We start from the raw sequence: 10,854 nt of genomic DNA on the forward strand, positions 1-10,854 counted from the left end.
CTCGTGTCGTACAACGACAAGCACAACGAGGCCAACGGCGAGGACAACGGCGACGGCGAGAGCGTCAACCGGTCCTGGAACTGCGGGGCCGAGGGCGAGAGCGACGACCCGGCCGTGCTGGAGCTGCGGGCCCGCCAGCAGCGCAACTTCCTGGCCACGCTGCTGCTCTCGCAGGGCATCCCGATGCTCTGCCACGGTGACGAGTTGGGCCGCACCCAGCGCGGCAACAACAACGCCTACTGCCAGGACAACGAGATCTCCTGGGTCGACTGGCGGCTCACCGACGAGCAGCGTGCCCTCACGGACTTCACGCGGTACGTCATCGGACTGCGCGCCGCCCACCCCGTCCTGCGCCGGCGCCGCTTCTTCCACGGGGAGACGGTGAACCACGCCGGGCGTCCGCTGCCCGACCTGGAGTGGCTGCGGCCGGACGGCCGTGAGATGACCGAGGAGGACTGGCAGCAGGCCGACGCCCACTCCGTCGCCGTCTTCCTCAACGGCGACGCCATCGCCGAGCCCGACGCGCGGGGCCGGCCGGTGGTGGACGACTCCTTCCTGCTGCTGCTCAACGGCTACTGGGAGCCGGTGGGCTTCCGCCTGCCCGGGGCCGCCTACGGCGAGCGCTGGACGACGCTCATCGACACGGCCACGCCCGAGGGACCGCCGGACGAGGCCGAACACAAGCCGGGCAGCGAGATCGGCGTCGAGGCGCGCAGTCTCGTCCTGCTGTCCCGGCCGCCGAAGAAGAAGGCCGGACGGTGACCGGTCCGGCGGCCGGCCGGTCCCCCGACCCGTGCGGCGCCGGCGGGCTCAGCCCTCGCGGCGCGAGGTGACCGTGAACTGGGCGCCGTCCGGGTCGCGGAGCGCAGCCTCGTCGGCGCTCTCGCGCAGGACGCTGCCTCCGTGGGCCTCCGCGGCCCGCGCGCAGGCGGCCACGTCGGCCGCCCGGAAGTGGATCTGCCAGTGCGGGCGGATCGTGGGGTCGGGAGCCGCCTCCAGCGCCCCCGACTCGATCCGCGCCACCACCTCCCCACGGCTGCGCAGCACGACCTCGTCCTTCTCGTAGTGCACCGTGCAGCAGCCGGGATGCGGCGAGGCCCAGTCCAGGACCTCTCCGTAGAAGATCGCCGCGTCGAAGGCGTCGCGGGTGTGCAGCCGGATGAGGGCCGGCGCAGCCTTGCGCCATGTCTCCCAGTCGGAGAAGAGCTTGCCCTCCCAGATCCCGAACGTGGCGCCGTCCCGGTCCGCCAGCAGGGCGGCCCGCCCGGGCGGGAAGGAGAGCGGGCCGACCGCGACCGTGCCGCCGCGCTCCTGGACGCGGGCGACGGCCCGGTCCGCGTCGGGCACGGCGAAGTACGGCGTCCAGGCGACGGCCATGTGCCACATGGAGGCCACCGCGGCGATCCCCGCGACCGGTGTGCCGTCCGACAGCGCGATGCGGAAGCGGTCGCCCAGCCGGGCCGTGCGCCACTGCCAGCCCAGTACGGCGCGGTAGAAGTCCTCGGTGGCCTCCAGGTCGCGGCTGGTCAGGCTGACCCAGCAGGGGGCGCCGCTCACCGAGCGGGTGGAGACGACGTCCGTCGGACAGCTGGAAGGTGTCTCGTTGTTCATGGCACGTCCTGGGGTCGTGGACCGGCGGCCACCGGTCCCAGACACCAGTGTCCGACCGGAAGGGGGGAAGCCGCCCGACGAGCACCCGGCCGGCGGTGCCGAAACGGCGCAACGGCGCAACCGGACCGCCGGGGTCCGCCGTACGGCGCACGTCTGGCGGGGAGCCCGCGGAGTGAGGACGATGGACGCGTGGCACCAACAGCGCGCACACCGCAGGAGCCGGGTGACGGGGCCGACCGAGTCCTCCGGCTGGAGGAAGAGGTCGCGCAGCTGAAGGAGGCCGTGTCCTCGCACGCCGTCGTCGACCAGGCGATCGGCATGATGGTGGCGCTCGGCCACATCCCGCCGGATCAGGGCTGGGCGGTGCTGAAGGAGATCTCCCAGCACACCAACGTCAAACTGCGCAATGTCGCCGAACTGATCCTGGTGTGGGGGCGCACCGGGGAAATACCGGAGGAAATCGAGGCGGAACTGGAAGACGCCCTCGACCGCCACGGTCCACCGCAGATTCCCGGAGCACCCCAGGAGTGAGCCCGGGCCCCTGGACGGCGCCCGCGCGGCTGGGAGCCTGTCCGGCGGACCACGCCGGAGACGCGAGGCCCGGCACGCACGTCCACGGCCTTGTGCTCGGTTGCCGACGCTGCGCGTCGCCGCCCTCCTCCGCCGCGATCCGCAGGACAGCCCCGCGGGCGGGTGCGCCGCGTGCCTGGTCCCGGCGAGCGCCGTTCACCCGGTCTCCGCGAGCAGTTCCTCGCGCAGCTGTGCGAAGCAGCCGCTCAGCAGGCGCGACACGTGCATCTGTGAGATGCCGAGCTGCTGGGCGATCCGGCTCTGCGTCATGCCGCGGAAGAACCGCAGGTAGAGAATGGTGCGCTCGCGTTCGGGCAGCGCCAGCAGGCACGGCGTGACGGCCACCCGGTCCACGACGAGGTCGTAGCGCGCGTCCGCCTCGCCCAGCCCGTCGCCGAGGGCGTAACCGTCGGTCCCCGGCACCTCGGCCTCCAGCGACAGCGCGGAGAAGCAGTCCAGCGCCTCCATCCCGGTCTGCACCTCGCTCACGCTCAGATGCGTGTGGGCGGCGATCTCGGCAGCGGTCGGCACGTGGCCCGGCGCCGTCTGGGCCAGCTCCTTCGCCGCGCGCCGGACCCGGTTGCGCAGGTCCTGGACGCGGCGCGGCACGTGCAGGGTCCACATGTGGTCGCGGAAGTGCCGCTTGACCTCGCCGGTGATCGTGGGCACGGCGTACGCCTCGAAGGCGTGACCGCGGGCCGGATCGTAGTGGTCGACGGCCTTGACCAGACCGAGCGCCGCCACCTGGTACAGGTCCTCCAGGGCCTCGCCGCGCCCCCGGAACCGGATGGCGATCCGCTCGGCCATGGGCAGCCACACCCGGACCAGTTCGTCCCTGAGCTCCTTGTGCTCGGGGCCCTCGGGGAGGCGGGCGAGGCGTTCGAAGTCCTCCGCCGTGTCCGGGGCGTCGTCATGGGGGTGAGCCGTGGTTCTGCCGGTGTTGCGCATGGGAGTCGCCTCCCTCAGCAGGTGCTGCATGGACGGACACCATGGGAGGCGCAGGGCAACGGACCGGGCGCACATCGCGACGCGGCGCGCCGGCTCCCACGGACGTGCCTCCTGTCCGAAGCACTGAAAAGGCGATGCCCGATTTCCCGCTTTTCGAAACGACGCCCGGCAAAGTGACTCGGCGCTACCGCGCGACAATGAATTGTCGACCGCGCCCGCCGAATTGCCGTCCGGAAATACTGCCGATTTCAATGACGGGAAAGGGGGCGTTCGTGCTCGCCGGGATGCCCGCAGCCCGCGGCTCCGCGAGGCCTGCGAGGCCCCGGGCGGCCCTCCGCACAGGCCCGCCCGCGGGGCGGACCGGCCGGCCGGGGGAACCGGAGCACCGGGCGGCCGACGCGCGGCTGGTGCCCCGGGCCTGGCGCGATCACCCCGCCGGGGACGGCGTGACACCCGACCGGCCCTCCCGGTGCCGCCGGCGACGTGCCCGGTGTGATGCGTGGCACGCCCGCGGCGATCACTCGGACGGCCGTCGCGGCGGTTCCCGCTGCGCACGGCTTGATCAGTGATCAGAACCAGGGAATTCGCGGGGACACGCCGCATTCCGCGCATTTGACAGTGCCCTGAGCGCACGGATAGGAAGCAGTCTTGGAAGTCGAAAGGTGCGCTGTGTACGAGCCGAACGTGGTCGGGGACTGGCAGGAGTGCGACGGGCACCCCGGTCTGCGTGTCCGTGTCCACCGCCTGGAGCAGGCGGAGCCGCCCCGTGGACGCGACGACGCGTCCGAGGGTCTGACGTACTTCCGTCTCCGTGTCACCGTCGAGAACCGCGGCGGCCGGTCCTTCGGCGTCCATCTGGAGGACGGGCAGATCGACGTGCGGATCGGTCCCGACGGGGAGAGCGCGTTCGTCGACTGGCGCAATTCACAGTTCATCGAGGGCTACGACGTCTACCCGCTGCGCCGGGCCACGGCGGTGCTCTACGCCGCCGGTCCCGAGACGGCCCTGTCGCAGGTGGACGTCCAGGTCCAGCTGCGGGTCGACGACGAGTGGGCCGACCGCCGGCTGTGGACGGGCGGCATCGGTCTGCACGAGGAGTCCGTCGGGGTGGCGGCCCCGTGCGGAGGCAGTCAGGGCGGCCTGGCGCACCAGGTGAGCAACTTCCTCAAGGACCAGGCCGAACCGGGCGCCCCCGGCTGACGGACGCCGCCCGCCGGGCCGAAGCCCCCGCACCGCCCGCGGCGGCGCCACCGGATCAGTGGGGGATGCCGTCGATGATCTCCCGGGCGCCCTGACGGAGCAGGGCGACCGCGACCGACGTCCCCAGGGTGGCGGCGTCCAGGCGGCCCGCCCACTCGTGGGCGTTCAGCCGGGTCTTGCCGTCCGGGGTGAACACGCAGGCGCGCAGCGAGAGTTCACCGCCGCGGTCGGTCTGCGCGTAGCCGGCGATCGGGCTGTTGCAATGACCCTGCAGCACGTGCAGGAGCATGCGCTCCGCGGTGGCGGCCCGGAGGGTGTCCCGGTCGCCGAGCGCGCCGACGGCCTCGATCAGCTCGTCGTCGTCCTCCCTGCACTGCAGGGCGAGGATTCCGGCGCCGATCGGCGGGACCATCGTCTCCGGGGAGAGGACGTCGCTGATCACGTCCTGCCGTCCGATGCGCTCCAGACCGGACGCGGCCAGGAGCAGCGCGTCCGCCTCGCCGGCCGCCAGCTTCTCCAGCCGGCGGTTGGCGTTGCCCCGGAACGGCACGCACTGCAGGTGCGGGTGGGACGAGGCCAGTTGCGCGACCCGCCGCACCGAGGACGTGCCGATCCGGGTACCGGCCGGCAGTTCGTCCAGGGTGAGCCCGCCCGGGTGGACGAGTGCGTCGCGGATGTCGTCCCGCTTCAGGAACGCGGCGAACGTCGTGCCCGCCGGCAGGGGACGGTCGGCGGGCACGTCCTTGAGGCAGTGCACCGCGAGGTCCGCCTCACCCGCCAGCAGCGCCGCGTCGACCTCCTTGGTGAAGGCGCCCTTGCCCTCGACCTTGGACAGGTCGCCCAGCCATCTGTCGCCGGTGGTGCGCACCGGCACCACCTCGGTGCGCACCGCGGGGTACAGCGCGGCCAACTCGGTGCGGACACGCTCGACCTGGGCGAGCGCCATGGGGGAGTCGCGGGAGACGACGCGGATCAGTTCGGGGACGGACATGCGGACACGATAGACCGTCGGGGCCCCGGTGCCGGCCGGGCTCCCGGACCCGCGGTGGAGCCGCACCGGAGGGCGCGGGCCCGGGCTCACGCGTAGGGGTCGAAGGCGATCCCGGCCGGCTTCGCCTTGGCGAGGTGCGACGCGAAGTCGCCGTCCTTCAGGCCGAAGTGGGCGCTGCCGAAGTCGTAGGCGCTCAGCTTGTCGCGCAGCCCGGCGGGGTAGCCGTTCCAGCCGACGAGGGTGGGGAACTGCCAGGCGTGGTAGTGGTTCTCGGGCGGCTCGTCGTTGGTGTTGGCCGCGCGGAAGCAGTGGGTGCCGATGCCGTCCTTGTGGTAGACGACCTTGGGGTGGGTGCCGTCCCAGCGGATCTGGTCGCGGCCGTGGACCGTGAAGTCTCCGTGCGCCGATGTGGCGACGTACTCGGCCTCGTTGTGCCCGTTGTCCTGCACCCACACCACGACGTGTTCCCAGTCGTGCCGGTGCCCGCCCAGGCTGGTGCCGGGCAGGGCCTGGTCCTTCTCGAAGTACAGGCCGTAGAGGACGGCGCACCAGCCGTTGTTGCACTTGTAGCGCGCGTAGCTGTTGGTGTTGTCCAGGTCCGAGGCGTCGCGGCAGTTGCCGTTGAGGGCACCGGTCGGGTTGAGGCCGCCGTTGACCGTGCCGTCGGGTCCGATGGCGGGCGACGGGTAGCAGCCGTCCGTGTCGTAGTCGAAGGCGGGCTGGAACGTCCTCTCCAGGGGTTCGGCATTGGCGGGCAGCGCCGGAGGGGGCGCGGCGAAGGCCGTGGCGGGGAAGGCGATGACCAGTGCGACGGCGCCGGCCAGACCGGTCAGCCATCGCCCGCGGCGGGGGGTGAACGTCGCTGACGACACTGCGTCCTCCTCTTGGGCGCAGCCCAACGGCTGTGGGGGGCAAGGCAGTTCAGCTTGCCGTGCCCTGGTCCCGGTGCCAAGGGGTGAACAGCAGTCGCCACGGTGAAACCGGCCTGAACGGCGATCGCGTGACGGCCTGTCAGCCGGACGGGGCTTCCGGCAGGTCCGCCGCGGACTCCTCGGGCGTGAGGTCCGAGCGCAGCCGCAGCCACGACGGCTGGCGCAGCATCCCCGCCCGGGTGCGGACGCTGTAGCGGACCTCGCCGACGAGCCGGGGCAGCACCCAGTGCGCCCCGGGCGCGGCCGGTGCGGGGTCGAAGGGGCACACGCCGGTCGCCAGGGCCGCCAGCAGGGCGGCGAGTTCCGACCGCTCCGCCTCGCTCCAGCCGGTGCCCACGCTGCCGACGTAGCGCAGCCGCCCGGCGGCCCGCTGACCCACCAGCACGGCGCCCGGAAGCCCCGTCAGCCGGCCCTTGCCCGGCAGCCAGCCGCCGACGATCACGTCCTCGCTCAGCATGTTGCGGATCTTGATCCAGGCCCGCGACCGCACGCCCGGTTCGTAGACCGAGTCCAGCCGCTTGCAGACGAGACCCTCCAGGCCGTGCTCACGGGTGGCGGCCAGGGCCTGGGCGCCGTGCCCGACGATCGCCGCTGGTGTCGACCAGTGCGGCCCCTGGAGTCCCAGCTCCTCCAGCCGCTCCCGGCGGCGGGCGTAGGGCAGCCCGAGCAGGGAGCGTCCGCCCAGGTGCATCACGTCGAACAGCACCAGGTGGACGGGGACCCGGGCGGCCCGGAGCGCCGCGCGGGCGGGCGCGTGTGCCAGCCCCATACGGCCCTGCAGCAGCTGGAAGTCGGCGCGCCCCTGCTCGTCGAGCGCCAGCACCTCGCCGTCGAGCACCGCCGGCGTGGTGCCCAGGGCGCTGCCGAGCGGGCGAAGTTCGGGGTAGGCGGCGGTGATGTCGTCCCCGGAGCGGGCCCGCAGCACCAGACTGCCGTCGCCGGCCAGGTAGGACACCACGCGCTGGCCGTCCTGCTTGGTCTCGTACGCCCACCGCGCGTCCTGCGCCGCGGGCGGCAGGGTGCCGGGGGTGGCGAGCATGGGAGCGATCAGCGGCAGGTTCACGGCTGAGTTGTCGACGGACCCGTCCGCGGCCAAGCCCCGGCCGGGCCACTTTCCCCTGAACGGGGGCCCGCGCCGGACGGCCTTCGCGCAGCCCGGCAGGGACCCCGCCGGACGCGCCGCCGCGGGCCCGGCCGGGCGTGCGGGACCTGCCCGCCCCGCACGTACCTACCGTTCAGTAGGATCGCGCCTCACACCATCGGAGGAGGAACCGTGCCCCGGTCACAACGCTCACCCCTGCTGCTCGCCGGCCTGCTGGCCACGGCGGGTGCCGCCCACTTCGCCGCTCCGCGGTCGTTCGACGCCATCGTCCCGAAGGCCCTGCCGGGCAGTCCGCGGACCTGGACGTACGTCAGCGGCGCGGCCGAGCTCGCCCTGGCCGCGGGCCTCGCCGTGCCCCGGACCCGGCGGTCGGCCGCACTGGCCACGGCGGCGTTCTTCGTCGCGGTCTTCCCCGCCAACGTGAAGATGGCCGTGGACTGGCGGCACCGCCCGGCTCCGCAGCGCCTGGCGGCCCTGGGGCGGCTGCCCCTGCAGGTGCCGCTCGTGCTGTGGGCCCGCGGTGTCGCCGGGAACGCCGGCCGCTCCTAGGCGTACCCGGTCATGACGTCGGTGACCGTCGGCTGATCGGGTGTTGTCGGGCGGATCATGCCGGAGACGCGGGGTCGGGCACGCCGGCCCGCACCGGTACGGGGGCGCACCTGCCTCCGGCATCCCGGTGCCTCGCCACGGCCGCCGATCGCTGTCACGATCTTCCCGGGACCGCACCACCACGGACGACCATCGGAGCGATCATGACGGGCACGGGACCGGGCACGGGCACGGCGCGGGAGAGGCGGACGGGCGGGCTCGAGGCCCACCCGGTCGCCGGGCACATCGGAGCCGAGATCACGGGAGTCGATCTGGCGGCGGGCCTCGACGACGCCCAGGTCGCCGCGATCCGGGCGGCCGTGCTGCGGTGGAAGGTGGTGTTCTTCCGCGGCCAGCGGCTGGACCACGCGGCGCACGTGGCGTTCGCACGCCGCTTCGGTGAGCCGGTCGTGCTGCGGCGACGGGGCGGCGCCTCGCCGCCGGACGTGCCCGAGGTGGAGACCACCGCCGACCGGCTGGAGCTGGGCGGGCGCTACGGCATGGACCACGAGGAGTGGCTGCGGCGCCGCCGGCACACCCTGCTGCGCGGCTGGCACTGCGACCACGGGGCCCGGGTCGATCCGCCCGCCGCGACGATCCTGCGCGCCGAGACCGTCCCGCCGTACGGCGGCGACACGACCTGGTCGAACCTGGCCGCCGCCTACGCCGGACTGTCCGCGCCCGTGCGTGCCTTCGCCGACGGGCTGCGCGCCGAGCACCGGCTCGGCGTCGGCTACCAGCCGCGGCCCGGCGACGACGCCTACGTCCGTCACCTGCTGGAGCACCAGATCGCCACCGTCCACCCCCTGGTGCGCGTCCATCCGGAGACGCGGGAGCGGGTGCTCTTCGTCAACGGCTACTACGTCGAGCGGATCGTGGGCCTGACCCGCGCCGAGAGTGCGGCCGTCCTGCAGATGCTGCTGGAGCAGGCCGTCCGGCCCGAGTACACGGTGCGCTTCCGCTGGGAGCCGGGCAGCGTGGCCTTCTGGGACAACCGGGCCACGATCCACCTGGCCCCCGGCGACAACGCCCACCTCGGCCACCCGCGGATCATGCACCGCGTGATGCTGGCGGGCGACGTGCCGGCCGGCGTGGACGGCACGCCGTCCGAGGCCGTCGTCGGCAGCGAGCCGGGACGGTGGTGAACCGGGGCCCCGTCCGGCCGGGGTGACGGTGTGCCGGAGGAAGGGCCGGTGGGACGCGGCGCCGCGCCGGTGCCGGTCCCGCTCACGTCAGGGGGATCGTCACCTCGTCCTCGACCGGCGGGTCGGCTTCCTGGGCGAGGTTCCCGGTCGCGGCGAAGCAGCGCAGCCGGATCGCCTCCGGGGACACGTCCAGCCGCAGGAACGACTTGAAGAACGGCGGGCGGTAGGTCACCGAGCCGGGGGAGAACAGCCGGGTGTAGATCTTGCGGACCGGCAGGCGGAAGCGGGACGCGCGGTCGGGGCGGCGCCCGGTGCCCAGCAGGCTCGCGACCAGGCGGACGCGCCGGGTGACCCGGACGGGCGCGCCGGCGGCGCGGGTGGGCGGGATGCCGAGCCGCTCAGCCACCACCGCGGCCGCCTCCGCCTCGGTGAGTGCGAAGAAGCGGCGCAGCCGCAGCCGGTGGCCGTACAGCGCGCTGTAGAAGGCCAGCGAGTCGCCGCGCAGCGGGTAGCAGCGGAAGTCCCCCTCCGTGACGTCGGCGACCGACACGCGAGGGATGGTGTGCGTGGCGTGCATGAACGCCCCGCCGCCGCCCGAGACGACGTACTGGACGACGCGTCCGTCCACGTCCACCGGGTAGCGCTGGTAGTTGTGGATGTCGCCGCCTATCGCCGCCACGTACCGGTGGGCGGGGTCGCGCACGACGTCGTCGACGGTGCCGCCGCCCTCGATGGCGCAGGGACGGTGCTCGCCGTCCACGTACAGCGGCGAGCCGGTGATCAGGATCTTCGGGCGGGGCCCCCGCGACACCTCGCGCAGCCACGCGCCCTGCTCGGCGTCGATCGTGCCGAGCAGGCCGGTGTCGATGCCGACGATGCGCACCGGCCCGGCGTCGATCGCCCAGTACGGGCCCGGCTGCACGGCCTGCTGGGCCGGCGCCGACCGCAGCTCCCGCGCCTCGGCCAGGCGTCGCTCGTCGACCGGGCGCGGCCGGTGCCACAGCAGCGTCCGGAGCCAGGCCCGGCTCGGCGGCCGCGACGCCGGCTCCGGGGCCGGCGGCGGGGCGTCGCCGCAGAAGACGCGCATGAAGCCGCTCAGGCCCTCGTACCAGTCGTGGTTGCCGGGTACGGCGTAGACGGGCGCCGGATAGTCACGGTAGGGGCGGAAGAACTTGGTGCCGTAGTCGTCGGTGCTGCCCACGGGGTAGATCACATCGCTGGCGATCACGGCGAAGGCCGTGTCACGACCGGCCTTGAGAAGACCCGGCACGACCGCGTACTGGCTCTCGCCGCCCTCACCGGTGTCGCCGAGGACCAGGAAGGAGAAGGGGTCCGGGTCCTCACGCCGGATCACCTTGTCCGCGGGAGCGCCGGCGGCCGCCCGCTGCGCCGCCCAGCGGCCGCGGATGGCGCCCGTGGGGTCCCCGAACCAGGAGGCCACCACGCCGTTGCGGGCGGCCCACAGCGTCCGGGGATCGAGCCACGAGAGCTTCTCGACCCGGCCGGGCATGAGCTGCCGGTAGGTGCCGGGGTCGGCGCTTCCCCAGCCGGCGCCTTCGACGGTATCGCGCGAGGAGTCGGACACGCGGTGCACCGTAACAACGACCTGCCCGGCGTCCAGCGAGAGGGGTCGCCAAGTCGGCCGCGGGGGGCGCCCGGTTGACGCGGGCGCCGGCGGCGCATCGCGGCGGCGGGCGCGGTTGGGTGGAAGAGGGGGTGCAGCAGATCGGCCCGCTGGTGGACGGGACGGGGGAAGACGGTCATGGG

Annotated in this window: 10 protein-coding genes and 1 pseudogene; 5 read left to right on the top strand and 6 right to left on the bottom strand. The window is 73.8% G+C overall.

Going from position 1 to position 10,854, the window contains the following annotated elements; all coding sequences use genetic code 11:
* Positions 1-762: pseudogene (locus ACWDNY_RS30340) on the top strand (glycogen debranching enzyme); the annotation flags it as partial.
* Between the two features lie 48 nt (positions 763-810).
* Here ACWDNY_RS30340 and ACWDNY_RS30345 read toward each other — a convergent pair.
* The gene (locus ACWDNY_RS30345) at positions 811-1,611 is read right to left on the bottom strand and encodes a VOC family protein (protein WP_451649022.1); all 801 of its coding nucleotides are present in this window, start codon (positions 1,609-1,611) and stop codon (positions 811-813) included.
* Positions 1,612-1,800: 189 nt separating this feature from the next.
* On the opposite strand from ACWDNY_RS30345, the gene ACWDNY_RS30350 reads away from it, so the two are divergent.
* Complete coding sequence (locus ACWDNY_RS30350) at positions 1,801-2,142, top strand: ANTAR domain-containing protein (RefSeq protein ID WP_451649023.1); 342 nt, start codon at positions 1,801-1,803, stop codon at positions 2,140-2,142.
* Positions 2,143-2,337: 195 nt separating this feature from the next.
* On the opposite strand, the gene ACWDNY_RS30355 is transcribed toward ACWDNY_RS30350, so the two are convergent.
* Positions 2,338-3,129, bottom strand: a complete 792-nt coding sequence (locus ACWDNY_RS30355) for a SigB/SigF/SigG family RNA polymerase sigma factor (RefSeq protein WP_451649031.1) — start codon at positions 3,127-3,129, stop codon at positions 2,338-2,340.
* A gap of 669 nt (positions 3,130-3,798) precedes the next feature.
* Here ACWDNY_RS30355 and ACWDNY_RS30360 point away from each other — a divergent pair.
* A complete protein-coding gene (locus tag ACWDNY_RS30360; protein WP_451649024.1) occupies positions 3,799-4,329 on the top strand; it encodes a hypothetical protein in 531 nt (176 codons plus the stop codon).
* A gap of 55 nt (positions 4,330-4,384) precedes the next feature.
* Here the strand turns inward: ACWDNY_RS30360 and hemC are convergent, their stop codons facing one another.
* From hemC to ACWDNY_RS30375, 3 genes are all read right to left on the bottom strand, one after another.
* Positions 4,385-5,320, bottom strand: coding sequence for a hydroxymethylbilane synthase (hemC, locus tag ACWDNY_RS30365; RefSeq protein WP_451649025.1), 936 nt, complete (start codon positions 5,318-5,320; stop codon positions 4,385-4,387).
* An 86-nt stretch (positions 5,321-5,406) separates the two neighbouring features.
* Positions 5,407-6,192 (bottom strand): NPP1 family protein, encoded by a 786-nt coding sequence (locus tag ACWDNY_RS30370; protein WP_451649026.1) that lies wholly within the window; start codon positions 6,190-6,192, stop codon positions 5,407-5,409.
* 139 nt (positions 6,193-6,331) lie between these two features.
* On the bottom strand, positions 6,332-7,315 hold the full coding sequence (locus tag ACWDNY_RS30375; protein ID WP_451649027.1) for an ATP-dependent DNA ligase: 984 nt from the start codon (positions 7,313-7,315) through the stop codon (positions 6,332-6,334).
* Between the two features lie 210 nt (positions 7,316-7,525).
* Here ACWDNY_RS30375 and ACWDNY_RS30380 point away from each other — a divergent pair, with 210 nt between their 5' ends.
* Entirely contained in the window at positions 7,526-7,903 is a 378-nt protein-coding gene (locus ACWDNY_RS30380) for a DoxX family protein (RefSeq protein ID WP_451649028.1), read from the top strand.
* Positions 7,904-8,106: 203 nt separating this feature from the next.
* Entirely contained in the window at positions 8,107-9,087 is a 981-nt protein-coding gene (locus tag ACWDNY_RS30385; protein ID WP_451649029.1) for a TauD/TfdA dioxygenase family protein, read from the top strand.
* A gap of 82 nt (positions 9,088-9,169) precedes the next feature.
* Here the strand turns inward: ACWDNY_RS30385 and ACWDNY_RS30390 are convergent, their stop codons facing one another.
* Positions 9,170-10,672 carry a metallophosphoesterase family protein gene (locus tag ACWDNY_RS30390; RefSeq protein ID WP_451649030.1) on the bottom strand — a complete coding sequence of 501 codons (1,503 nt, stop codon included), beginning with the start codon at positions 10,670-10,672 and terminating at the stop codon, positions 9,170-9,172.
* Positions 10,673-10,854 lie beyond the last annotated feature (182 nt).

The sequence above is a fragment of the Streptomyces sp. NPDC003697 genome, from assembly GCF_053587115.1.